We start from the raw sequence: 23,269 nt of genomic DNA, 5'->3' as shown, positions 1-23,269 counted from the left end.
AGCCCTGCCGAATCGGCAGGGCTTTTTCTTATTCAACAGTGAAAGGTTCTTCGGTCAAAACCTGGCTTGACTTGCCTTTGTTCGCGGCATATGCGAGCAAGTAATACTCTCCGGCCGGAAGTTTGGTTCCGCCATTAATCGTGCCGTCCCAGTCAAAGTACTGGTAACCTTTATCTTGGTTTTTATAAATGCCGGCTTGGCCTGCGAAATCAAGGTTGCTGTCATAGACGAGGAACGCCAGCTCTTCCGCTCCCGCAGGAAGGTAGGTTTCAATTTGATAGGTACCTTGTACAGACCCTTCGCTGACAGAGACAGATGTGACTCTCGGATAATCGGGCTCTTTCACAATCAGCAATGTAGGTATCTTAGCAACCGTTTTTCCGCCTTCTCTGACGATAACCGTTCCTTCATAGGTGCCAGCTTTTGTTTTCTTCGTATTGACCTTTACTTTTGCAGTGGCTTTCCCGGTTTGATGTGCCGGAATCACAACACGGCTTGTGCCGGATGTGGAGATGCCGCTGCCATTAAATGAGTATTCCAGTGTGTATGATTTTCTAATGGAAGATTGATTTTCAATCGTAAACGTTTCTTTTTTCGTTTCGTTTCCGTTTTCCTTCAAGAACGTGCCGTATGAATAGCTTCCAGGTGAGACGAGCGAATCTGCTTTGATTGCGTTCATGATTCTTGCGCTGCCTGCGCCTTGAGCGTTATGCGGATATACTTCCCCATCGCTATCCTTTAAAGTGACAGCGGTATTCATGATGGCGGCTTTAATCTGTTCAACGCTCCACTTTGGCTTGGCTTGTTTAATAACGGCAACCGCTCCGGCAATATGAGGCGATGCCATGCTTGTTCCTTGTTTTGATCCGTAGCCGTATGGATGGTCAGGATCGTGTGTTGGGATCGTGCTCACGATATTGACCCCTGGCGCGGAAATATCAGGCTTAATCATCCACGTATCCATAACAGGGCCGCGTGATGAGAAATCAGCGACTTGTTCACCGAGCGCTTTTGAGGCCGTCAACTTGAATGTTGTTTTTGTCTCACCAGCTTTCAGGGCGCTGACGAGTTTTTCGCCGTCTTCTAATGAAAGCTTAATCGTTGGGACAGACATGCCTGGCACATTGGCTTCAATTTCTCCAGAGAGGTTGTTATACACAACCATGCCAATGGCACCGGCTTTTTTAGCGTTATCCGCTTTATCCACAAATGCAATGCTGCCTCGTTTGACAACGGCGACTTTGCCTGTCAGGTCTTTCCCTTCAAAATCCTTTTCTTCGCCGATTCCTGCTTCGACAAGATCAATTTCTTTGTTATTGAGCGCTTTGACGTCGTCCTCTTTGTTGTAGCCCATCACTTTTGCTGAAGAGTAGGAGCCGAAAGTGACGGCGTATTCATTGAGCGGCAGCTGAGTCGCACCGACAGAAATCGCTTCTCTTGATGTGCCCGGCGATCCGACTGTCCAGCCGTTCGGTCCGCTGTTGCCGTTTGAGGTAACAGCGACAACGCCTTCTGACATGGCCCAGTCAAGCGCTGTGCTTGTCGCCCAGTCCGGGTTGTTTAAAGAGTTTCCGAGAGACAGGTTCATCACATCTGCCCCGTCCTGCACTGCACGTTCCACACCGGCGATGACGTTTTCCGTTGTGCCGCTTCCGCCAGGCCCTAACACACGATAAGCAAGAAGTGTGGCATCAGGCGCTACGCCTTTAATTGTTCCGTTTGCAGCCACAGTTCCGGCTACGTGTGTGCCGTGGTCAGTCGCTCCGCCCCTCGGATCGCCTGTTGGTGTTTCTTTTGGATCGTAATCATTGTCCACAAAATCGTATCCTTTATATTGTCCAAAGTTTTTCTTCAGATCTGGGTGATTGTATTCAACCCCAGTGTCAATAATCGCCACCTTGATGCCTTTTCCTGTGTAGCCTAAATCCCATGCATCGTTTGCTCCGATATAAGGCGCACTGTCATCCATTTGCGGAGATACGGCGTCTTCGGAGATTGTGACGTCTTTATCCTTCATATTGTCTGTTTTATATGTGACGTTCGGGTACACTGCCTTAACGTCTTTTACCGCGAGAAGTTTTGGAATCTCATTAGCTGGAAGCTTCATAGAGAAGCCTGAGAATACCTGCTCATATTCCCGGTTTACTTTTCCGTTTTTCACCGCTTTGATTGCTTTGTTTTTTGCTTTTGTGCGAGCGGTTTTCAGCTTGCTTTTCGATTGGCTTTCTCCCGCTTCCTTCGCTTCTGCCAAGGATTTTTCTTTTAATTCCACTATAACGGTTGTTTTTTTGCTTGTCGTCATGTCGATATCACCGAATACCTCGGCTTTTTCCAGATCAGCCGACGTTTTTGAAGAAGCCGGAGCTGCCTGGACGCCCGTAATACCTGTGGATAACGCAAAAAATAAGACAAAACTTACAAGCAGAAAGCGAATGATCCCCTTTTTCAATGTGTTTCCCCCTTTGTGTTTAGAAAAAATGTGAAAGATCTAGTATATATTTCTTGAAAATTCAAAAAAATCCTTGTGTCATTTGGACCATTTATTGGATTTTGTTTGTGTATAACGAAGGAGTTATGCACAGAACCCTGTGTATAAGTGAATAAACCTGTGTATATATATAGTTAGGAATATACGTTCGTATACAAAATATAGATAGAGTTTGTGGACATGTGGATATCTCTTGTGATTAAGTTGTTCTTATCTTTGGGATAACTTGTGTATAAAGTTTTCAAAGCGGTTCTCCAATTTTCATTTCAATTCTTTCAGCTTTCAACAAAACTTCTAAAAACTAGTTGGTTTTTTCACTCATATTGTGACAAAGAATTCTCTTTCCACGGTCTATCATAGAGTCATGAGTTTTGCTAGAGCCGCTAGTTTGCGAGAAAAGAAATCGGCCGTCTTTTCTTGCGGGCTGCGGCTGAGAAAACGGGCTGCTAAAAAGGCTGCCTGCCAAAAAGAAGCGGAGGGATGTTTTTCTATGAAACGTTTGCTTGTATCTTTACGGGTGTGGATGGTCTTTTTGATGAACTGGGTGACGCCGGACAGAAAAACTGCGGCTGCCGCGGTTTATTCGGCTCAGCGTACATACCAAAGAAAGGCGGCTGTGCAGGCCGCAGGACTCGTTTCGTTTTATGAATGGCGGATGGCTGTGAATGAGGAAGAAAAGCAGAAAGCGAAAGCCGCCGCGCTTTATAAAAGAAGATGTTTGCAAGCCTTCAAGGAATCGCCAAAGCAGGAGAGAGCGGGCCCGCATCTTTACATGGCGGTCAAAAGGAGGTAAAATCCCAGTCAAAAGCAAATTGGCGGGAGAGATAACCTCTTGAAAATCTATAAAGTATTAAACAACAATGCGGCTTTAATAAAAGAGGATGATCAGGAAAAAATCGTGATGGGGCCGGGAATCGCTTTTCAAAAAAAGAAAAATGATCTCATCCCTATGAATAAAGTGGAAAAGATCTTTGTCGTGCGCGACGAGAATGAAAAGTTCAAACAAATCCTGCAAACACTGCCGGAGGAGCATATAGAAATAGCTGAGGATATCATCAGCTATGCGGAAGGAGAGCTCGCGGCGCCGCTGAGCGATCACATTCATATCGCGCTTTCTGACCATTTGTCCTTTGCGCTCGAAAGGATTCAAAATGGGCTGCTTGTGCAGAATAAATTGCTGCATGAGATAAAGGCGCTCTATAAAAAAGAATATGAGATCGGCCTGTGGGCGATCGGACATGTAAAAGAGACATTGGGCGTGTCTCTGCCTGAAGATGAAGCGGGTTATATTGCCCTTCACATCCATACGGCGAAGATGGATGCGGAGAGCATGTATTCAGCGCTGAAGCATACGACCATGATCAAAGAAATGATAGAGAAAATAGAACAATACTTTAATCGAAAGGTGGATGAAAACAGCATTTCCTATCAACGCCTTGTCACGCATTTGCGATACGCGGTCAGCCGGTTGGAATCAAATGAAGCGCTCCATCGTATGGACGAGGAGATGCTTTATTTCATCCAAAAAAAGTATTCATTCGCCTATCAATGTGCGCTGGAGCTGGCGGAGTTTTTGAAAAATGAATATCAATTACATTTGCCGGAATCCGAGGCCGGCTATATCACGCTGCATGTCCAGCGTCTTCAAGATCTCTCGGAATAACCGCTTTGACTTGCAGGGAGTGATCTCTGGAAGTTTTTTTATTGATCAGGATTCAGTGTGTAGTACATCCAGCCCATCATAACTATTCCCGCGGTCAGATTGCCGAGCGTAACGGGAATTAAGTTTCTGACTGCTCCCATCAGTGTCACTGTATCAGGGTGCTCGATCAAAAGCGAGATGGCGAATGTGCACATATTGGCAATGCTGTGTTCAAAGCCGGAAATAAAGAAGCAGAAAACGAAAAGCATCATGGTAAAAAGCTTTGCTCCTTCCCCTTTGAGAGACATTGGAATGAAAAAGGCGAGGCACACAAGCCAATTGCACAGCATTCCTCTGAAAAACAATTCGGAAGCCGGCGGCTCCATTTTGTGCTCTGCCAAATGAATCAAAAAGGAATGAACAGAAGGCTCCTCAAAAAGTCCCGTCGCGCTGATCAGGATGGCAAACAGAATGGCGCCGATTAAATTGCCGGCATAGCTTGACATCCACAAGTACAGGGAGTTGCGCCAGCTGAGTTTTTTCCGGAGCGCGGTATAGGTGAAATAAAAGGTGTTGCCGGTAAATAAATCTCCGCCTCCGTAAGCAATCAGCAGAATAGCGGCCCCGAAAGTGACAGCGGCTGCCGGAAAGGCAAACGGAGAATCAGCCATAAAGAAATAGCTGCCTGTTTTGCTTGCGGCTGTAATGCCAAAACCAATAAACATACTGGCCAAAATGGACCGAAGCACATAACGGATTTTGCTTGAAGCGAATATGTTTTGTTTTTTCAAAGCATACTGTTCAACCTTTTGCAATGCTTGAGTTTCCATTGTCTTTTCCTGCTTTCTTTCATGATTGAGCATAGTATAGCACGATATTGTGAATTATTTCACAATTAATTTTTACGAATTTTTGTCTACATGTTTTATCAAACTATTTAACTAAAAAAATAGTTGACGAAAACGCTGTCATGATTTATGATGAAAGCGTATTCTTAATCTGAATAAGCGGGATTGTGACTGGTAAAGCAGGCAAGACCTAAAATTTGCGTAAATGAAAAAGGATCGCTGTATCCTTTATTCGTTGGCGAATTTTAGGTCTTTTTTGTTTAAATAAAAGGGGGAGAAATAGATGGATTACAAAGAGACTGCCAAACGCCTCATTGAGCTTCTCGGAGGGAAAGAAAATATTATCAGCGCGGCTCATTGTGCAACAAGACTGCGTTTAGTGATGAAAGATGAATCAAAGATAGATCAAGCACAAGTAGAAGAGCTTGATGGCGTCAAAGGGGCTTTCAGCAGCTCTGGCCAGTACCAGATCATTTTCGGAACAGGCCTTGTGAATAAAGTATTCGATGCCTTTTCTAAAGAAGCAGATATCGAGCGTGAAGAACACGTAAATCATCAGGATGCGGCAAAAGAAAAGCTGAATCCCGCTGCGAGATTTGCGAAAACGCTTTCTAATATTTTTGTTCCAATCATCCCGGCTATTGTAGCCAGCGGCCTATTAATGGGATTGCTGGGTATGATCAATGCGTTTCATTGGATGAGCAAGGATTCTGCGCTTTTGCAGCTGCTTGATATGTTTTCAAGTGCAGCATTCATTTTCTTGCCGATTCTAATCGGGGTCAGCGCTTCAAAAGAGTTTGGCAGCAATCCATACTTGGGAGCGGTCATCGGGGGAATCATGATTCATCCGAATCTTTTAAATCCATGGGGATTGGCGGAAGCGACACCTGATTACATGCATCTTTTCGGATTTGATATCGCGCTTCTCGGCTACCAGGGAACTGTTATCCCTGTCCTGCTTGCGGTGTATGTGATGAGCAAGGTAGAGAAATGGACGAGAAAAGTGGTTCCACATGCGGTGGATTTGCTTGTTACACCATTTGTTACTGTGATTGTCACCGGGTTTGTTGCTTTTATCGCGATTGGCCCTCTGGGCAGAGCGCTTGGCTCCGGCATTACGGTTGCTTTAACTTATGTGTATGACCATGCCGGTTTTGTCGCAGGTCTGATTTTCGGGGGCACGTATTCACTCATCGTGCTGACAGGCGTTCATCATAGCTTCCATGCGATTGAGGCTGGGCTTATTGCAGATATAGGCAAAAACTACTTGCTGCCGATCTGGTCAATGGCGAATGTCGCACAGGGCGGGGCAGGTCTTGCCGTCTTCTTTATGGCGAAAAAGGCAAAGACAAAAGAAATCGCGCTTCCAGCTGCATTTTCCGCTTTTCTTGGCATTACTGAGCCCGTCATCTTCGGAGTCAATCTGCGCTACCGAAAACCGTTTATCGCCGCGATGATCGGAGGCGCATTGGGTGGGGCATATGTCGTCTTTACACATGTAGCTGCAAACGCTTACGGGTTAACGGGAATTCCGATGATCGCCATTGCGGCTCCGTTTGGCGTCAGCAACTTGATTCACTATCTGATTGGCATGGCGATTGCGGCAGTGTCAGCGTTCATTGCAGCATTTGTCATGAAGATTAATGAGGATGAGGAGAGGAAAAAATGACAGCACATGATCAGGAGCTTCGTCGCCGGGCTTATGAAGAAGTGGAGAAAAAAGAGCCCATCGCTAACAGCGATCCGCACCGCCAGCATTTTCATATCATGCCGCCGGTTGGGCTGCTGAATGACCCGAATGGCGTGATTTATTGGAAGGGCAGCTATCATGTATTCTTTCAGTGGCAGCCGTTTCAGACGGGGCACGGCGCAAAATTTTGGGGGCATTATACGACACAGGATGTTGTGAATTGGAAGCGGGAAGAGATTGCGCTGGCTCCGAGTGATTGGTTTGATAAAAACGGCTGCTACTCGGGCAGCGCTGTCACGAAAGACGATCGGCTCTATCTTTTTTACACAGGAAATGTCAGGGATCAGGATGGAAATCGGGAAACGTATCAATGCCTTGCTGTTTCTGACGACGGGCTGTCCTTTGAGAAAAAGGGTGTCGTCGCCCGCCTTCCGGAAGGATATACGGCGCATTTTCGCGATCCGAAGGTATGGGAGCATGAAGGCACATGGTATATGGTGATTGGTGCGCAAACAGAGAATTTGAAAGGGCAGGCTGTATTGTTTGCTTCTGATAACCTGACAGAGTGGAGATTTCTTGGCCCGATAACTGGCGCAGGCTTCAACGGGCTGGACGATTTTGGATACATGTGGGAATGCCCTGATTTGTTTTCCCTTCAAGGATCGGACGTGCTGATTGTTTCGCCTCAAGGGCTTGAGGCTGACGGTTTCCGTTATCAGAACGTATATCAATCAGGTTATTTTGTCGGCCGTCTCGATTATAACAAGCCTGAACTGAAGCATGGTGAATTTACGGAGCTTGATCAAGGTTTTGATTTTTACGCGCCGCAAACACTTGAAGACGATCAGGGAAGGCGGATTTTGTTTGCATGGATGGCGGTGCCTGATCAGGATGAAGGGTCCCATCCGACGATTGACTGCCACTGGATTCACTGCATGACGCTGCCGAGACAGCTGACGCTTTCAGGCCAGAAGCTGATTCAGCAGCCGCTGCCTGAGCTAAAAGCCATGCGCAGAAATGAGAAAAAAATACACATCAATATGCATGGATCATCTGGTACGATTCCAGTGGAAAAACCTGAAAGAGCTGAGATTCTGCTGGAAGACATTCATACGGAGTCTGGCTTTTCAATCAGTATCCGCGGAACGGCTACGTTTTCCTTCCAAAAAGACGAGGGGATTGTTACTCTGGAACGAAAGAGCTTTGACGGAAAAAGAACAGAAGCGAGACATTGCCACATCAAGGATTTGCATACCGTACACATGTTTCTCGACGCGTCATCTGTGGAAATCTTTATCAATAACGGAGAAGAGGTCTTTAGTGCGAGGTATTTTCCTTTCCCGGGAAATCATGAAGTAACAGCCAGTTCGACCGGGAAATCTGAAATGAATGTCGGAATTTGGACACTTATGTAGAAAATCCTTCTATTTTCTTATGTGAAATCTGAGCCATCTGTGCTATTCTTCAACGATAACCTACTATTTTTTTCTGTAAAAGGAGTTGTTTTCTTGAATATACATGAACAGAAGATAACACCGGAATGTTTGGAAAAGGCTGCTAACCAAGTTGAAGATAAGCGGGAAGAATATAAGGATGTGCTGCTTCAGCTGAAAAAAATGCTTGGCGGAACAACGCCGCACAGTGAAACAGCGGAAATTCTCACGCGGGCATATGAACAAATGAAGGAATATGCACTTTTTGTTCAGTCGATAGAAACATTTTTGAGGAAATCTGCAAACAATTTAAAAATCAAATAAACAGGCTGCTGATGGGATCGGCAGTTTTTTTTGTGAAAAGTCTTCGGTGATTTAAAAAGGGCTGCCTCTCTGTAAGGCAGCCCCTTTTGTTTATGATTGTTGATTCAGGCGCAGTGCAGAATGCTTCGTAGGACCAACATACTGGTTTAGCGGGAAGGATTCTTTAATGGCCGCTGTGATGAATTCTTTCGCTGCGTAAATGGCTTCTTTGACTTCCGCACCTTTGGCAAGCTCCGCTGTCACGGCTGCTGAGAATGTACAGCCTGCGCCATGTGTATAAGGCGTATCGATCATTTCGCTTTCAAGGACTTCCGCTGTTTCTCCGTCATAGAGAACATCAACGGCTTTCTCATGTTTGAGTTTGCCTCCGCCTGTAATGACGACATATTGAGCGCCGAGTGCGTGAATTTTTTTCGCGGCTTCGATCATATCGTCAACTGTTTTTAGTTCATCCATGCCGCTGAGCTGGCTGGCTTCAAACAAGTTTGGCGTAATGACAGTGGCTAGCGGAGCCAATTGCTCACGCAGGGCTTGGGCGTGCTCCGGATAAAGGACTTCATTAGCACCTTTGCAAACCATAACCGGGTCAATTACCACATTTTTTAATTGTTTTTCTTTGATCGTTTTTGCCGCAAGCTCGATAATGTCAACGGTTGGCAGCATTCCTGTTTTCATGGCGTCCACACCGATGCCGTCCGTAATTGTTGCAAGCTGGGCGCGGATTGTATCAGTATCGATCGGGAATACCTGATGGTCCCAGCTGTTGTTTGGGTCCATCGCAACGATCACCGTTAAGGCGGTCATCCCGTATACGTTTTTTTCTTGAAATGTTTTTAAATCAGCTTGAATCCCAGCACCGCCGCTGGAATCTGAGCCGGCAATGGTGAGTGCTTTATGCATAGACATGTCTTGAACCTCCATCGTGTTTTGTCTTTCATTATAGTTAGATTTTCTCTGTATCACAATATAGAAGATCTATAGGAATCATTTGACAATCTCAAGGTGCTTTCGTAAAATGCTACATAAGAAAACTAGGTAGGGGTTTTGAGATGTTAAATCGTGAGCTGGTTAAGGGAAGCACGGTTATATTGGTATTGACGCTTCTGAACGAGCGGCCGATGTACGGCTATGAGCTTGTAAAAGAAATGGGAAGCCGCAGCGGAAACGAACTGCAGATGAAAGAAGGGACCTTGTATCCTTCTCTTCACAAGCTTGAACGCCAAGGATATATTTCTTCCTACTGGGAGAAGCAGGAGAAAGGACCGGACCGCAAATATTACCGGATTACAGACGAAGGCAAAGAAGTGCTGGCGGAACGCACGAAGGAATGGAGCGTATTTTCAGCCATGATGGACCGAATACTGAAGTGGAGCGGACAAAATGGATAAAGAAACATATGTATCCGAAATCAAAAGCGGGCTTAAAGGGCTTCCTGAAGACGAGGCAATGATAGAAGAGATTGAGAGCCATATTGAACACCATCTGTTTTGCTCTTTTCAGGAAGGAAAGAGTGAGGAGGAAGCTATGCAGACTTTATTGCAGGCGTTTGGAACACCAACTGACATTGTTTCTTCGTTTAAGAAAATACAGCCAGTAACGTTCCGTGCGTTTTTGATGTTCCATCTTTTCTGTAACAGTGCCCTATTCGCTGTCGGCATTGCGATTACAATAATGCATGTATGGCTTGAATCACCGTTTGTTCAAGCAGTATGGAAAGGCATTTCTGTTTCTGTTTGGCTGATCTTAGCTGCATATATGATCTACTGGGTGCTGATTGGGTATCAAGGCGTGAAGGAGTTTGGAAAACGCGGAGAAAAGCTTGTTCTACATACGATTCTGATCTCAATGGTGCCAAACGTCATTTTTATGCTTGTTTTTCTATTCAATGTAATTCCTGCTGCGCTGTTTCAATCCTTGTTGACACCTTGGTTTGTTGGAACTTGTGCTTTTGCAACGCTGTTATTTCCGTTATTTGGCCGAATGGGCTGTTATATTGGCAGGCGTCAGCTTGCCTGATTTTTTAGGTATATACATAGAAATTCTATGTAAAGGAGGTGTATGTCGTGAGGATTAGCTCTTGTTTATATGGTTTTGTAGCTCATGGGGCAGTATTTTTGTTTACTGGTGGCTGCATGCTCTTGGCTATGGCAGCCAGCTTGCCTTTTGTTTTTCTGCTTGATCGGCTGCCTGATGTCGTCTTTACAGCAGGTGCCATTCTTACGCTGTTATGTTCATATGCTTATGTCTGGTTTTGGGCGGTCCGATTTGCATATAACCAGAAAATGCGCCTGTTTGAGGTTCAATTGGGGTCCTTTGTGTTGCTGGCCCTCATGATATCTTTGTTTTTATTGGATGGATCTAGTATGAAAGACATTGTGATGAATTGGGACGATGCAGGCTGTGCTTTTGTGCCGCCGGCTTTTACATTTTTGTGTCTTTCTTATGCACTGGTGCTGCTGCCGGTCTATCAATCTAAGCTGTGGCGTCTTATCCTTCCGAATGGCGTCCGCCTGAAAGATCTCTTTCATGTCTTTGGAGATCTGATGCTGATCATGGTGCTTCTGATCGGAGCCACTTTGCTGTTTCTATCATTGTAGTATGCCGTTTCAGTAGGATATTCCCACTGATCTCCCGTCCAATATATGTTTTAATAGTACATGACTATGAAAATGAGAAGGAGAGCATCATGAAGATTTCTATCGTAATTGTGACCTATAATCGGATTCCGGCTTTGTGTGAGCTTCTGGAGTCGATTTCCCGCCAGACCTTGAAGCCGTATGAAATTATTATTGTGAATGATGCCGGGGAATCGGTCGTGCCGGTCAAAGCACTGTATCCGGAGCTGCCGATTGCTGTCATCAATTTAGAAAAGAACTCGGGGCATGTGGCTGCGAGAAATGCCGGTGTAAAAGAGGCGTCTGGCGATTGCATTATGCTGTGTGATGACGATGATTTCTTTACGCCAGGGCATGTCGAGAAAATGGCAAAGGAAATAGAAACGGCAGACTTCGTTCATTCTGATGCGGAAATAGTTTCGTTTGAAGAGAAAAACGGAACAAGATATCCAGTGTCACGGAAATTGTTTGCTTATACCGCTGACTATGAGGATATGAGAGTGTTTTCTACATACGTGCCGTCGGGCAGCATGTACAGACGTTTTCTGCATGATGAAATCGGGTATTTCGATGCTGATGTGCACAATTACTGGGATTGGGATTTTTATCTGCGCGCAGCCAAGGATTACCGGGTGAAGCGTGTCCCTTGCGCCAGTGTGATTTATGCCTTCAGTGACGCGGGAGACAATCAGTCTGCGGACCTTGGCGCCAAGCGGAAGCAATATTTGGATCGTTTAAGTGAAAAGCACGGACTCGGGGAGCTGCCGACGAAAAACTTTGCCGTCCTGCTTGAAGAGCCTGAGATGAAGAGGCGGGAAGCAAAAAGTGAAATGGTTTGGGATGGCGAGCCTGTCTATTCCAGACTTCATCGTTCGTAAGGGGGCCTGAATCTTGAAACAGCTTTTACAAGACAGCTGGTGGAATCAGCTAAAGGAAGAGTTTGAGAAACCGTATTATCAAGAGCTCAGAGAAATGCTGAAGCGGGAATACGCGGAGCAAACGATTTATCCGGACAGCCGGGATATTTTCAATGCGCTGCATTATACCTCATACGATGATGTCAAGGTCGTCATTCTCGGCCAAGATCCGTATCACGGGCCGGGACAGGCTCAAGGTTTAAGCTTCTCTGTCAAGCCCGGTGTAAAGCAGCCGCCTTCGTTAAAAAATATTTTTCTTGAGCTGCAGCAGGACATCGGGTGCAGCATCCCGAATCACGGGTCGCTTGTGAGCTGGGCAAAGCAAGGCGTTCTTTTGCTGAATACTGTGCTGACAGTAAGGCGCGGACAGGCGAATTCCCATAAGGGAAAAGGCTGGGAGCGACTGACGGACCGAATTATTGACGTGCTGAGTGAAAGAGAGCGGCCGGTTATCTTTATTTTGTGGGGACGGCATGCTCAAATGAAAAAAGAACGGATCGACACGTCCAAGCATTTTATCATTGAATCGACGCATCCCAGCCCGTTTTCGGCGAGAAACGGATTTTTCGGGAGCAGACCGTTTTCCCGGGCGAATGCCTATTTGGAGAAAATGGGTGAGGCGCCGATTGATTGGTGTATTAAGGATTTGTAAAAAGCGCAGGTTGTCTGCGCTTTTTTATTTGAGTATTTTTCGAATCATTCGCAGCCCGTTTTTGGAGGAAGGATAACGAAATGCGAAGTCGAAGCGGTTCGTTTGTATGACGACGCTTTTTTTGTGCGTGAATGTGTTAAAACTGTCAAACCCGTGATAGCTGCCGATGCCGCTTTCCCCGACGCCGCCGAATGGCAAATACGGCGTCGCCACATGCATTAACGTATCATTGACACAGCCCCCGCCAAACGACAGATTTCCTAAAACAGCGCGCTCAATTTCTTTGTTTGTGGTGAAGAGATACAGGGCGAGCGGCTTAGGGCGCGATTGGACTTTCTCAATGACTTCCCCGATATTGCGGTATGTAAAGAGCGGAAGAATCGGCCCGAAAATCTCCTCCTGCATCACTGGAGAGTCATCCCTCACTTGTTCGAGAATGGTCGGCGCAATTTTGTGATGATTGGGATCAGATTGTCCGCCTGTGAGTGGGATGCCGTCATTCAGAAAGCTGAGCAGCCGCTGATAGTGCCGTTCACTGACGATTTTGCCGTACTGCGGATTCCGTTCCGGCTGAGGGCCGTAAAATTCTCTGATCGCACGCTTCATTTCTTCTGTGAGCTTCGTTTTGATGTCCTCGTGTACAAATAAATAATCCGGTGCGATGCAGGTTTGTCCCGCATTTGTAAATTTCCCGAAGACGATGCGTTTGGCGGCAAGCTGAATGTCAGCATCTTTATGGACGATGCAGGGGCTTTTGCCGCCGAGCTCCAAGGTTACGGGAATTAATTGTTTGGCGGCGGCCTCCATGACGACTTTTCCCACGGCTACGCTGCCTGTAAAGAAAATGTAGTCAAAGGGCTGCTGTAATAATGCCGTGCTGACGTCGGGCCCGCCTTCTGCCATAGCGACATAATCGGTCGGAAAAACGCTGCTGATGAGTTTGGAAAGAATAGCAGAAACAGCCGGCGTATATTCCGATGGCTTGAGAACGACCGTGTTCCCCGCCGCAATGGCTCCAATCAACGGAGAAAGCGCCAGCTGCAAGGGATAGTTCCAAGGCGCAATCACCAAAACGGTTCCATACGGCTCAGGAATGATGATGCTTTTGGAGCCTAGATGAGTCAGCGGTGTTTTGACTCGTTTCGGCTTGGACCATTTTCTCAGCCGTTTCATGACAAAGCTGATTTCCTCCAAGACGATTCCGATTTCTGTTGAGTATGCTTCTTGCTCGGATTTATGGAGATCCTGGTAGAGAGCGGCTATGAGATCGGCTTCATGAGTTCTGACGGCTTGTTTCAGCTTCCGCAAAATGTTCAGTCTCGATTCAAGCGGTCTCGTATGTCCCGCCGCAAAATAGGCTTTATGCTTGCTGATGATAGAGGGGATGCTGTTCATTCCGTTTCTCCTTTTTGTAAGGTATGGTGATTTATTATGTGAAAAATCTCTTCTGCTTGTCAATCGCGCAAGGTTTGTCAGAAAAAATAACAAACTCATATCTGCGTTTACAGCAGGAATTTGATAAAATGCAGGAAGACAACATTTATTTTTTTGGAGGGTGCTTCATGAACATTCATATATCTGCATTAATTCAAAAGATGGAAGAGGAGCTGAAAAAAGCAAAAACAGCTGAACGGGATGAGGAGCTGAAGCGTTATGTAGCGGTTGTCCGTTCTCTGTGTGATGTCGTGCTTGATCAGCCGGAGAACGCGAGCGCGCCCCGCATACAGCCGAACGTTACGCCAAGTCCCGCCGCGCCGCCATCGACAGACCAGCTGATGATGGAAAAAATGATGGGGAGCGCGGGATTAAACAAATATCGAAAGCAAGAAAAAGAGAAGCAGGAAGAGGATGGAAACGGAGAGTCTTTATTTGATTTTTAAAGAGAGAGGTTGAGCTTACGTGAAATTGGTTCTTGGCGCGCTGCAATGGACAGCGTTTATTATTGCTGCGGCGATTGTTGTTCCGGTGGCGGTTGCCCAGTCGTTTCATCTGGATCACTCAGATTCTGCAAGATTGATTCAAAGCACTTTTTTTGTACTGGGAATTGCCGCCGTCATTCAGTGTTTGAAAGGCCACAGACTGCCGATCAATGAAAGCCCAGCCGGCTTGTGGTGGGGAGTGTATACGATCTACGCAGGGCTGACGGGAACTGTGTTTGCGACATATGGAGACACACTGCGGGGGTTGCAGGGAGCTCTTCTTGTAAGCGCTGTATGTTTCTTTTTGTTAAGTGTTTTCAAGGTCATTGACAGACTTGCAAAATTGTTTACTCCGGTTGTAACGGGCGTCTATTTATTGCTTCTTGTCATGCAGCTGAGTCAGCCCATTATAAAAGGAATTCTCGGAATCGGTTATCGACAGGACGGGGTGGACGGTCTTGTATTTGGTCTGGCGCTTGTTGTGATCGCTGCCGCCTTTATAATGACAAATTCGAACATCATGTTTTTTAAGCAATATTCTATTTTATTAGCCTTGTTCGGCGGATGGGTGCTGTTTGCGGCTGCCGGAGCGGCAAAGCCGATTGAAATGCCGGACCGGCTGTTTCAGCTGCCTTCCCTGTTTCCTTTTGGGACCCCGTTATTTAACAGCGGCCTGATCATCACTTCTATTTTTATTACCATCTTGCTGATCGTGAATATGCTGGCGAGCATGAAGGTCGTGGACATCGCCGTGAAAAAATTCAGCAAACAGCCTGATGGAAAGCATCATGAACGCCATGCCGGTTTTGCCGCTTCATTCAGCCATCTGCTTAGCGGTTTGACGGGAGCTATTGCGCCTGTTCCGATTTCGGGAGCCGCAGGTTTTATTGAAACGACCAAAATGCCTTCTAAAAAACCGTTTATGCTCGGCAGTATTCTGGTTATCGTGATCAGCGTGATCCCGTTTTTTATGAATACGTTTGCGAGCCTGCCGTCACCCGTTGGATTTGCGGTGAATTTTGTTGTGTTCTCCGCAATGGGCGGTCTGGCCTTTGCCGAATTTGATTCATATGAGAAAGAAGAATCAAAAAGGGTGAGGTCTATCATCGGCATCTCGCTGCTGACAGGGGTCGGTATCATGTTTGTTCCTGAAACTGCGTTAAAGGGATTGCATCCGGTATTTATTTCTCTATTAAGCAACGGGCTCGTATTAGGGACGCTTGCTGCAATAGCTGCTGACCAGTTCCAGCTTTGGCGCAGGAGAAAATCCGACAATCTCGTGTCAACGGAGAACAAACATTGAATTTTGGTGCAGGTGCGATAAGATAAATGATATGAGTTTAACGAAAAGGCGGGAGAGATAGATGAAAGTTTTTATCATATTAGGGGCCATTAACGCCCTGCTTGCCGTGGGACTCGGAGCATTCGGCGCTCACGGATTAGAAGGGAAAATACCTGATAAGTATCTTCAGGTTTGGCACACAGGTGTGCAGTATCATATGTATCACGCCCTTGGGTTATTCGTTGTCGCGTTTCTGGCTGATAAATTATCCGGCATAGGCAGTGTCACGACAGCCGGCTGGCTGATGTTTGCGGGAATTGTGCTGTTTTCCGGAAGCTTATATATTCTAAGTGTGACGCAAATCTCCATTCTTGGAGCGATCACCCCGCTCGGCGGTGTGGCGTTTATTATTTCTTGGATTATGATCGTTGTCGCAGCCGTCAAATATCTATAAACAAAAAAGCCAATCCTCATCATATGAGTGATTGGCTTTTTTCTTATCTTGGCGAATAGGACGCCATGGAATATGGATACGTATAAGCAATTTCTTCATCAAATGTAATGTAATCGAGGTAGATTGTCAGGAGCAGGTAGCGTGTTCCTGATTTCGGGTCGCTGATAATAATGTGATCCCGGCCCGCAGCTTCGATGACGCCGCGAAAAATCTTCGAGCCCCATTCCTTGCTGTTTTCAAATGTCATATAAATGGTGGCCGTTTTTCCCCGATTCAGGCGCAAAATATTCTCGATGTAAGATTCCTCAACAGGCAGCATGCCGGGAACGCTTTGGCCCGGTCCTGACGGTGTAGGCCCCGATGGAATTTGAAAACCGCCGCCCTGCTGCTGGCCCGGGAATCCAAATCCCTGCTGTCCTTGTTGTCCTTGCTGTCCCTGCTGCATTGGCATCATTGGCTGCATCCCCATTGTCTGCATTTGTGAGCCTTGGCCTTGCTGCGGGTACGGGTTGGCGCCAAACTGAGGCTGATACCCCTGCATATTATCAAATGCCTGCATTTGCTGATATTGATTTTTTTTCGGTTTCATATCGTTCCTCCTTTTTATGAAAACCATTCAAAACATGTTCTGGATGTATAGGTGAACGCTCCGCGATGACTCACCTCCGATGGAAAACGATCTTAGTCGCTGGTGCGATTTTTATCTCTTTCACCTTATGAGGCTGATGCTTGGATTATGCTGAAAAAGAACAGCGGACCGATCAGATTTCGCTCTGGGCAGCCGCTGTTTTTCAGAGACATACACAAACTTTTCGCATATTGGTTTGTATCCCTAGCGCAACTTGAGCATAAGCAACATAAGATAACGATAGTTTCAGGTGTGAAGTTCCAAGAAGGAGGTGTAGGATTTGCCTAAAGTATCAGTCATTATGACGAGCTATAACAAAAGCGATTATGTGGCAAAGTCCATTTCTAGCATACTCTCACAAACGTTTTCAGATTTTGAATTGTTTATTATGGATGACAACTCCAATGAAGAGACGCTGAATGTAATCCGTCCTTTTTTGAATGATAACCGAGTGCGTTTTTATCAAAGCGATGTATCTGGAGTGAAGGAAAGAACAGAAAAAACGAGATACGCGGCACTGATCAATCAGGCGATTGAGATGGCGGAGGGTGAATATATCACCTATGCGACGGATGACAACATCTATATGCCGGACCGCCTCCTGAAAATGGTGCGGGAGCTCGATACCCATTCTGAAAAGGCTGTGATTTACTCAGCCTCCAAAACCTATCATTTAAACGAGAATCGCGACATTGTAAAAGAAACTGTCAGGCCTGCCGCTCAAGTGACATGGAACGCGCCGTGCGCAATTGATCATTGCTCGGTGATGCACAGGTATTCGGTGCTTGAGAAGGTAAAGGAGAAGTTTGGCTCCTATTGGGATGAAAGCCCGGCGTTTTACCGTATAGGAGATGCCCGGTTCTTTTGGAGAGTCAATCATTTTTATCCGTTTTACCCACTGGATGAGGAGCTGGACCTGAATTATATTACCGACCAATCGATTCACTTTCAGCTGTTTGAATCAGAAAAAAATGAATTTGTCAGGAACCTTCCTCCGCAGCGAAATTGCCGAGAACTGCGTGAATCATTAAAAAAGCTTGGAATGGGGTGAGAGCTTGTCGGCCTATTTAAGCAATTATTGGGTGCTGTACCGGAAGTACGTGGAGCTTTTTGACAAACTTCGCTACAAAGGGATTCCGCTTGGGCTTATCAGTAATTTTTATCAATACATCAGCCCTGAACTGAGGGTGATGATGGAAGAAGAACCGGAATTATTCGGATCGGTGGATCAGCATATCGATGAGGGACAGATTCAGCCGTTTTTTGAAGAAAGAATCCAAAACATCGTTAAAACAAATGACGAACCTGTTAAAGGGAAAGTCATTTTGCACTTTGATTACCTGCGTTTTTCAAACGAAAATTACTATCAATTTGATCCTGAAAAAACGGCTGTTTTGGCCAGATGGAGTTTGCCGCATTATTGTGATCTGCCTGTAATTAGCAAGCGGGAGATTGCGGATTCATGCCAAAAAGGCGATTCGAAGCAGTATCTCGAAACAGCCTGTTCGCTTCTCGCCCCTTATGATGATCACCCGGCATTTGGTGATCAAGCGTTTCGCGACCGGCTTTTCAAAGATATTCCTTTATTTATAGAGGCCATTGATACAGTTGATGCGCTGTTTGAGCAGGAAAAGATTTCAGCTGTTATTGTCGGAACGGCAGAAGACATTTACAGCAGGGTGCTCGCTCTCATGTGTCAAAGAAAAGGGGCCGTCAGCATTTGTCTTCAGCATGGCGCATTGATGGGAGATGAAGCCTTCATTCCTGTTTTTACAAGCTATCAAGCTGTTTTTGGTGCGTATGAAGCAGAGTGGTTCATACGAAAAGGCTGTAAACCCGAGCAGATTCTCGTAACGGGACATCCCCGCTTCGATCAGATTTTTAACAGAACGCCTATGGATATGTCCATATTCTATCGAAAACTTGCTTTTCAGCCGACTAAAAAAATTGTGCTCATTGCCACTCAGCCCTTTTCAGAAGACTTTTATTCCGGTGTGCTGCAGGGGCTTTCTGATCAGAAGCAGCTGCAAATCATTATCAAACCCCACCCGTGGGAAATCGGAAAAAACAAGCTTGATCTGTATCACGAGGCGGCGAAAAAACATCAAGCATGCAGAGTCATCAAAAAGGAGCTGGAGCTTTATGATTTGCTGCCGTATGTTGATGCCGCAGTGACGCAAACCTCGACAGTCGGTCTTGAAGCCATGCTGTTTCAAAAGCCTGTGCTGATCGGAAAATCGTCCGGAAATCGCTCGTATCCGTATTATGAGTCTCTTGGCGATTTTATGTTTGACCAGCCGGATGGACTGGCGCACACCTTGGTTGAGGTTCTTCGAAGTCCCGACGTGCATCAAAAAGCAGAAGAGGCGCGCCTGGCATTCATAGCGGCTAATTATCCGGTGGCAGAATCAACAAATGCTTTATTTGCGGAACTGAAAGCCAAAACAGGGGTTGATTACAGGCGGGAAGATACTGAATAAAATGATAGGAGCGCAAAGAAATGGTGCAAAAGAGAAATCATTTTCTCCCTTACTCATTGCCGTTAATCGGTAAGGAAGAAATTCAGGAGGTTACAGAAACGCTTGAATCGGGATGGCTCTCTAAAGGCCCGAAGGTTCAGCAGTTTGAAAAAGAGTTTGCCGCGTTTGTCGGGGCGAAGCACGCCGTGGCGGTGAATTCATGTACCGCAGCTTTATTTTTGGCTTTGAAAGCAAAAGGGATCGGGCCCGGGGACGAGGTCATTACCTCTCCGCTTACGTTCAGCTCGACCGCCAATACGATTATTCATACAGGAGCGACGCCTGTGTTTGCGGATATTGACGAAAACACGCTCAATATTGACCCGGTAAAGCTTGAGGCGGCCGTCACACCGCAAACGAAAGCAGTTGTGCCCGTCCACTTTGGCGGGCAGTCCTGCGATATGGATGCAATATTGGCTATTGCCCAAAATCATGGTTTATTCGTGCTGGAGGATGCGGCACATGCGGTATATACGACTTATAAGCAAAGAATGATCGGTTCTATCGGGGATGCAACGGCATTCAGCTTTTACGCCACCAAAAACCTCGCGACAGGGGAAGGCGGCATGCTGACGACTGATGATGAGGAGCTTGCCGATAAGATCCGGGTGCTAAGCCTTCACGGCATGAGTAAAGCCGCATGGAACCGTTATTCTTCAAATGGCAGCTGGTACTATGAAGTCGAATCGCCCGGCTATAAGATGAATATGTTTGATTTGCAGGCGGCCCTCGGACTTCATCAGCTGAAACGGCTGGATGATATGCAGAAACGGAGAGAAGAGATTGCCGGCCGCTATCAAACCGCTTTTCAGCAGATTCCTGGGCTGATCACGCCGTTTGTCCATGATGACGGCAGGCACGCCTGGCATCTATATGTTCTGCAAGTTGATGACAAAAAGGCCGGGGTTACGCGCAGCGAAATGATTACGGCTTTAAAGGATGAATACAATATCGGCACTAGCGTTCATTTTATTCCAGTACACATTCATCCATATTATCAAAAGCAATTTGGATATAAGGAAGCGGACTTTCCGAATGCCATGAATTACTATAAACGAACCCTTTCTCTCCCGCTCTATCCGTCAATGTCTGACGACGATGTAGATGATGTCATTGAAGCTGTGCGGGATATCGTAAAAGGGGCTGATTAAGTGTATACGGTAAAAGAAAATGTCTCCAAAGAGTTGATTGAGGAATTTCTCCAAAGCCGACAGCTTACACTGGATGTTCCGTATCAATTTTCCCTCGGCCTTTTTGAAAACAGCAGGCTCCAAGGCGTATTGCTTTACGAAGATTCTTTGTGGGAAAGCAAGGTGCTTCAGAAGAAAGTCATGAACGTCAAACTTCTTGCGGCAAATAGTACCGGGCAGCTAAAGAGGCTGTTTGAAGCTTTTTATACTGTACGCCAAATGGATGAAACGGATTTTATCTTTGTCCGCGTTCCGGCTGAAGATATCGGAGCCGCGCATGTGATACAGCAGCAGCCATCCTCTTACTTTGTCGGGAGTTTGCTGAAGCTGGCGATGCCTCCGTCTTTTTATGACAAAACACCGCCATTTTTTGAACTGGGCCCGCCTGAGCCCGGGGACACAGAAGCGATATGTGAGCTGGCCCGAGACTCGTTTACAAAAAGCAGATATTTTCAGGATCCTCATCTCAGCCGCGATGCAGCAAACAAAATATTTCAGGAGTGGACACGAAACAATCTGAATGGAAGGGCGGCGGTCAATATTGTCGCTAAACACAATGGCGAGGTCATCGGCTATCTTCAGGGCTTATCAAGAGATGATGAGTGCATTCTCGATTTGATGGCTGTAAAGCCGGGATTTGAAGGGAAACGTATTGCATTTCATTTATTGGCGAATCTCATAGAACAACCGGAGACCCAGAAGCATAGAACGGTAACAGCGGGGACGCAGCTTCACAATGTAAGGGCGATCCGCCTTTATGAACGAATGGGCTTCACCGCTGAACAATCGTATTACTATTATCATATTTGGCCGGGCAAGGAGGCGAAATAATGGCAGCGTTTCAGATCGCGAATAAAACTGTAGGCAAAGACGCTCCTGTTTTTATTATTGCTGAGGCGGGGATTAATCATGACGGGAAGCTTGATCAGGCTTTTGCGCTGATAGACGCCGCGGCGGAAGCGGGAGCGGATGCCGTGAAATTTCAAATGTTCCAAGCTGATAGGATGTACCAGAAAGATCCTGGTTTGTACAAGACGGCAGCGGGCAAGGACGTCTCTATTTTTTCTTTGGTTCAATCTATGGAAATGCCCGCTGAGTGGATTTCACCGCTATTGGATTACTGCCGCGAAAAGCAGGTGATTTTTTTAAGTACGGTATGTGACGAGGGGTCAGCTGATCTGCTTCAGTCTACCTCGCCGAGCGCTTTTAAAATCGCATCCTATGAAATTAACCATCTTCCACTGCTCAAATATGTCGCCCGACTAAACAGGCCGATGATTTTCTCGACAGCCGGAGCTGAAATCTCTGATGTCCACGAAGCTTGGCGCACCATCAGGGCAGAGGGAAACAATCAAATTGCCATAATGCATTGTGTGGCGAAATACCCAGCACCGCCGGAGTACAGCAACCTCAGCGTCATTCCGATGCTTGCCGCCGCTTTTCCTGAGGCTGTAATCGGCTTCTCCGATCATAGCGAGCATCCGACAGAAGCGCCGTGTGCCGCGGTTCGGCTCGGAGCAAAACTGATAGAAAAGCATTTTACGATCGATAAAAATCTGCCGGGTGCCGACCACTCGTTTGCATTAAATCCGGATGAATTGAAAGAAATGGTCGATGGCATCAGGAAAACGGAAGCTGAGCTGAAACAGGGGATCACAAAGCCGGTCTCTGAAAAACTGCTTGGCAGTTCATACAAAACAACAACCTCCATCGAAGGAGAAATCAGAAATTTTGCATACAGAGGCATTTTTACAACAGCTCCGATTCAAAAAGGTGAAGCCTTTAGTGAAGACAATATCGCTGTGCTTCGGCCCGGACAAAAGCCGCAGGGGCTGCACCCGAGATTTTTTGAACTGCTGACCAGCGGTGTTCGGGCTGTAAGAGACATTCCAGCCGACACAGGCATTGTCTGGGATGACATTTTACTGAAGGACAGCCCGTTTCATGAATGATATTCTCTTTATCATTCAAGCAAGAATGGGTTCAACAAGGCTTCCGGGAAAAGTGCTTCGGCCGCTCGGATCGAATCGTTTACTTGATATTCTCGTTCACCGTGTCCGGCAAAGCGCGTTTTACCAAAAGGATCGGGATAATCTTGTCATCGCCACGTCTGACAAAGAAACTGACGACATATTAGAGGCGCACTGTATCAAACAAGGCTTTCGTGTTTTCCGCGGGAGCGAAGAACGTGTCCTCGATAGGTTTGTGAAGGTCATAGAAGCTGTTAAACCGTCAGTCATCATCCGGTTAACAGGTGATAATCCGTTTGTCGATCCTGAGCTGCTCGATGTAATGATTCAGGCGCATTTTGATCAAGGCTCGGATTATACGTATATCCTGAATGCCCCATTAGGGATTTGCGGCGAAGTGGTCAACGCCAACCTGTTAATTGACATCAGCCGTATTCAGGCTTTGGAGGATCAATATCAGGAGCATGTCACGTTATATATAAGGAATCATCCAGCTCTTTATCGTGTTCAGTTTTTAGAGGCGCCGGAACGATTTCGCGCCCCTCAATATCGGCTGACCATTGATACAAAGGAAGACTATGAATCGATAAAGGCCCTCTATCAAAAAGCAGGCGAGCGCCCCGATGTATCCGCCTCAGAGCTTATCACCCTTCTGAACCGGAACCCCGATGCGGCAACCGAACGAGAGGCTGACTAGC

The 23,269-nt window shown here is 46.4% G+C and carries 24 protein-coding genes; 19 read left to right on the top strand and 5 right to left on the bottom strand.

Annotated features, from left to right (window positions below; all coding sequences use genetic code 11):
• Nucleotides 1-28: 28 nt before the first annotated feature.
• Entirely contained in the window at nt 29-2,449 is a 2,421-nt protein-coding gene (vpr, locus tag CW370_RS12210) for a serine protease Vpr (protein WP_029946560.1), read from the bottom strand.
• 529 nt (nt 2,450-2,978) lie between these two features.
• Here vpr and CW370_RS12205 point away from each other — a divergent pair.
• On the top strand, nt 2,979-3,281 hold the full coding sequence (locus tag CW370_RS12205; protein WP_003222155.1) for a hypothetical protein: 303 nt from the start codon (nt 2,979-2,981) through the stop codon (nt 3,279-3,281).
• 39 nt (nt 3,282-3,320) lie between these two features.
• The gene (gene sacT, locus CW370_RS12200; protein ID WP_024572190.1) at nt 3,321-4,151 is read left to right on the top strand and encodes a sac operon transcriptional antiterminator SacT; all 831 of its coding nucleotides are present in this window, start codon (nt 3,321-3,323) and stop codon (nt 4,149-4,151) included.
• A gap of 38 nt (nt 4,152-4,189) precedes the next feature.
• Here the strand turns inward: sacT and CW370_RS12195 are convergent, their stop codons facing one another.
• Nucleotides 4,190-4,960 carry a formate/nitrite transporter family protein gene (locus tag CW370_RS12195; protein WP_024572191.1) on the bottom strand — a complete coding sequence of 257 codons (771 nt, stop codon included), beginning with the start codon at nt 4,958-4,960 and terminating at the stop codon, nt 4,190-4,192.
• A 301-nt stretch (nt 4,961-5,261) separates the two neighbouring features.
• On the opposite strand from CW370_RS12195, the gene scrA reads away from it, so the two are divergent.
• The 3 genes from scrA (at nt 5,262) to CW370_RS12180 (ending at nt 8,425) form a co-directional block, all read left to right on the top strand.
• Entirely contained in the window at nt 5,262-6,647 is a 1,386-nt protein-coding gene (gene scrA / locus CW370_RS12190) for a PTS system sucrose transporter subunit IIBC (RefSeq protein WP_024572192.1), read from the top strand.
• Nucleotides 6,644-8,083, top strand: coding sequence for a sucrose-6-phosphate hydrolase (gene sacA, locus CW370_RS12185; RefSeq protein ID WP_024572193.1), 1,440 nt, complete (start codon nt 6,644-6,646; stop codon nt 8,081-8,083). Before scrA ends, sacA begins: the two co-directional genes overlap by 4 nt.
• A gap of 93 nt (nt 8,084-8,176) precedes the next feature.
• On the top strand, nt 8,177-8,425 hold the full coding sequence (locus tag CW370_RS12180) for a hypothetical protein (RefSeq protein WP_003243437.1): 249 nt from the start codon (nt 8,177-8,179) through the stop codon (nt 8,423-8,425).
• Nucleotides 8,426-8,515: 90 nt separating this feature from the next.
• Here the strand turns inward: CW370_RS12180 and CW370_RS12175 are convergent, their stop codons facing one another.
• On the bottom strand, nt 8,516-9,331 hold the full coding sequence (locus tag CW370_RS12175) for a bifunctional hydroxymethylpyrimidine kinase/phosphomethylpyrimidine kinase (RefSeq protein WP_014665830.1): 816 nt from the start codon (nt 9,329-9,331) through the stop codon (nt 8,516-8,518).
• A 143-nt stretch (nt 9,332-9,474) separates the two neighbouring features.
• On the opposite strand from CW370_RS12175, the gene CW370_RS12170 reads away from it, so the two are divergent.
• From CW370_RS12170 to CW370_RS12150, 5 genes are all read left to right on the top strand, one after another.
• Entirely contained in the window at nt 9,475-9,813 is a 339-nt protein-coding gene (locus CW370_RS12170) for a PadR family transcriptional regulator (protein WP_003227432.1), read from the top strand.
• Nucleotides 9,806-10,441, top strand: a complete 636-nt coding sequence (locus tag CW370_RS12165) for a permease prefix domain 1-containing protein (protein ID WP_017696216.1) — start codon at nt 9,806-9,808, stop codon at nt 10,439-10,441. The genes CW370_RS12170 and CW370_RS12165 overlap by 8 nt, the downstream gene beginning before the upstream one ends.
• 47 nt (nt 10,442-10,488) lie before the next feature.
• Nucleotides 10,489-11,022 carry a hypothetical protein gene (locus CW370_RS12160; protein ID WP_024572195.1) on the top strand — a complete coding sequence of 178 codons (534 nt, stop codon included), beginning with the start codon at nt 10,489-10,491 and terminating at the stop codon, nt 11,020-11,022.
• A gap of 89 nt (nt 11,023-11,111) precedes the next feature.
• Nucleotides 11,112-11,918: a glycosyltransferase family 2 protein gene (locus tag CW370_RS12155; protein ID WP_017696218.1), complete on the top strand. Its 807-nt coding sequence runs from the start codon at nt 11,112-11,114 to the stop codon at nt 11,916-11,918.
• A gap of 13 nt (nt 11,919-11,931) precedes the next feature.
• Entirely contained in the window at nt 11,932-12,609 is a 678-nt protein-coding gene (locus CW370_RS12150) for a uracil-DNA glycosylase (RefSeq protein ID WP_003242965.1), read from the top strand.
• Nucleotides 12,610-12,633: 24 nt separating this feature from the next.
• On the opposite strand, the gene CW370_RS12145 is transcribed toward CW370_RS12150, so the two are convergent.
• Entirely contained in the window at nt 12,634-14,004 is a 1,371-nt protein-coding gene (locus tag CW370_RS12145; RefSeq protein WP_101169661.1) for an aldehyde dehydrogenase, read from the bottom strand.
• Between the two features lie 167 nt (nt 14,005-14,171).
• On the opposite strand from CW370_RS12145, the gene CW370_RS12140 reads away from it, so the two are divergent.
• The 3 genes from CW370_RS12140 to CW370_RS12130 all read left to right on the top strand — a co-directional run bounded on the left by CW370_RS12140 (nt 14,172) and on the right by CW370_RS12130 (nt 16,264).
• Nucleotides 14,172-14,489 carry a YwdI family protein gene (locus CW370_RS12140; RefSeq protein ID WP_124059380.1) on the top strand — a complete coding sequence of 106 codons (318 nt, stop codon included), beginning with the start codon at nt 14,172-14,174 and terminating at the stop codon, nt 14,487-14,489.
• A 19-nt stretch (nt 14,490-14,508) separates the two neighbouring features.
• Entirely contained in the window at nt 14,509-15,831 is a 1,323-nt protein-coding gene (locus CW370_RS12135; RefSeq protein WP_015384975.1) for a purine/pyrimidine permease, read from the top strand.
• A gap of 61 nt (nt 15,832-15,892) precedes the next feature.
• Nucleotides 15,893-16,264, top strand: coding sequence for a DUF423 domain-containing protein (locus CW370_RS12130; protein ID WP_003227446.1), 372 nt, complete (start codon nt 15,893-15,895; stop codon nt 16,262-16,264).
• A gap of 43 nt (nt 16,265-16,307) precedes the next feature.
• Here the strand turns inward: CW370_RS12130 and gerQ are convergent, their stop codons facing one another.
• On the bottom strand, nt 16,308-16,853 hold the full coding sequence (gene gerQ / locus CW370_RS12125; protein ID WP_003227448.1) for a spore coat protein GerQ: 546 nt from the start codon (nt 16,851-16,853) through the stop codon (nt 16,308-16,310).
• A 319-nt stretch (nt 16,854-17,172) separates the two neighbouring features.
• Here gerQ and spsA point away from each other — a divergent pair, with 319 nt between their 5' ends.
• From spsA to CW370_RS12090, 6 genes are read left to right on the top strand one after another with little or no spacing between them, the layout of a single operon-like run.
• Nucleotides 17,173-17,943 (top strand): spore coat dTDP-glycosyltransferase SpsA, encoded by a 771-nt coding sequence (gene spsA, locus CW370_RS12115; RefSeq protein WP_101169660.1) that lies wholly within the window; start codon nt 17,173-17,175, stop codon nt 17,941-17,943.
• 4 nt (nt 17,944-17,947) lie between these two features.
• The gene (locus tag CW370_RS12110) at nt 17,948-19,372 is read left to right on the top strand and encodes a CDP-glycerol glycerophosphotransferase family protein (protein ID WP_101169659.1); all 1,425 of its coding nucleotides are present in this window, start codon (nt 17,948-17,950) and stop codon (nt 19,370-19,372) included.
• A 20-nt stretch (nt 19,373-19,392) separates the two neighbouring features.
• The gene (locus tag CW370_RS12105) at nt 19,393-20,562 is read left to right on the top strand and encodes a DegT/DnrJ/EryC1/StrS family aminotransferase (RefSeq protein WP_024572040.1); all 1,170 of its coding nucleotides are present in this window, start codon (nt 19,393-19,395) and stop codon (nt 20,560-20,562) included.
• On the top strand, nt 20,563-21,432 hold the full coding sequence (locus CW370_RS12100) for a GNAT family N-acetyltransferase (protein WP_014481248.1): 870 nt from the start codon (nt 20,563-20,565) through the stop codon (nt 21,430-21,432).
• A complete protein-coding gene (locus CW370_RS12095) occupies nt 21,432-22,553 on the top strand; it encodes an N-acetylneuraminate synthase family protein (protein WP_076457443.1) in 1,122 nt (373 codons plus the stop codon). The genes CW370_RS12100 and CW370_RS12095 overlap by 1 nt, the downstream gene beginning before the upstream one ends.
• Nucleotides 22,546-23,268, top strand: coding sequence for a spore coat polysaccharide biosynthesis protein SpsF (locus CW370_RS12090; protein ID WP_003243421.1), 723 nt, complete (start codon nt 22,546-22,548; stop codon nt 23,266-23,268). The genes CW370_RS12095 and CW370_RS12090 overlap by 8 nt, the downstream gene beginning before the upstream one ends.
• Nucleotide 23,269: the final 1 nt, after the last annotated feature.

The sequence above is a fragment of the Bacillus sp. SN32 genome (assembly GCF_002837495.1).
GTDB classification, from domain to species: domain Bacteria; phylum Bacillota; class Bacilli; order Bacillales; family Bacillaceae; genus Bacillus; species Bacillus subtilis.
The sequence above is the reverse complement of the archived record's forward strand: the minus strand, read 5'-3'. Positions and strand labels throughout refer to the sequence as shown.

Bases quoted from the DNA above. Each gene is read 5' to 3' on its own strand.
- CW370_RS12105 (WP_024572040.1), top strand. From the start codon at position 19,393: ATGGTGCAAAAGAGAAATCATTTTCTCCCTTACTCATTGCCGTTAATC.
- CW370_RS12155 (WP_017696218.1), top strand. From the start codon at position 11,112: ATGAAGATTTCTATCGTAATTGTGACCTATAATCGGATTCCGGCTTTG.
- gerQ (WP_003227448.1), bottom strand. From the start codon at position 16,853: ATGAAACCGAAAAAAAATCAATATCAGCAAATGCAGGCATTTGATAAT.
- CW370_RS12170 (WP_003227432.1), top strand. From the start codon at position 9,475: ATGTTAAATCGTGAGCTGGTTAAGGGAAGCACGGTTATATTGGTATTG.
- CW370_RS12090 (WP_003243421.1), top strand. From the start codon at position 22,546: ATGAATGATATTCTCTTTATCATTCAAGCAAGAATGGGTTCAACAAGG.
- CW370_RS12145 (WP_101169661.1), bottom strand. From the start codon at position 14,004: ATGAACAGCATCCCCTCTATCATCAGCAAGCATAAAGCCTATTTTGCG.
- CW370_RS12195 (WP_024572191.1), bottom strand. From the start codon at position 4,960: ATGGAAACTCAAGCATTGCAAAAGGTTGAACAGTATGCTTTGAAAAAA.
- CW370_RS12175 (WP_014665830.1), bottom strand. From the start codon at position 9,331: ATGTCTATGCATAAAGCACTCACCATTGCCGGCTCAGATTCCAGCGGC.
- CW370_RS12095 (WP_076457443.1), top strand. From the start codon at position 21,432: ATGGCAGCGTTTCAGATCGCGAATAAAACTGTAGGCAAAGACGCTCCT.
- CW370_RS12205 (WP_003222155.1), top strand. From the start codon at position 2,979: ATGAAACGTTTGCTTGTATCTTTACGGGTGTGGATGGTCTTTTTGATG.
- CW370_RS12130 (WP_003227446.1), top strand. From the start codon at position 15,893: ATGAAAGTTTTTATCATATTAGGGGCCATTAACGCCCTGCTTGCCGTG.
- CW370_RS12140 (WP_124059380.1), top strand. From the start codon at position 14,172: ATGAACATTCATATATCTGCATTAATTCAAAAGATGGAAGAGGAGCTG.
- scrA (WP_024572192.1), top strand. From the start codon at position 5,262: ATGGATTACAAAGAGACTGCCAAACGCCTCATTGAGCTTCTCGGAGGG.
- CW370_RS12165 (WP_017696216.1), top strand. From the start codon at position 9,806: ATGGATAAAGAAACATATGTATCCGAAATCAAAAGCGGGCTTAAAGGG.
- sacA (WP_024572193.1), top strand. From the start codon at position 6,644: ATGACAGCACATGATCAGGAGCTTCGTCGCCGGGCTTATGAAGAAGTG.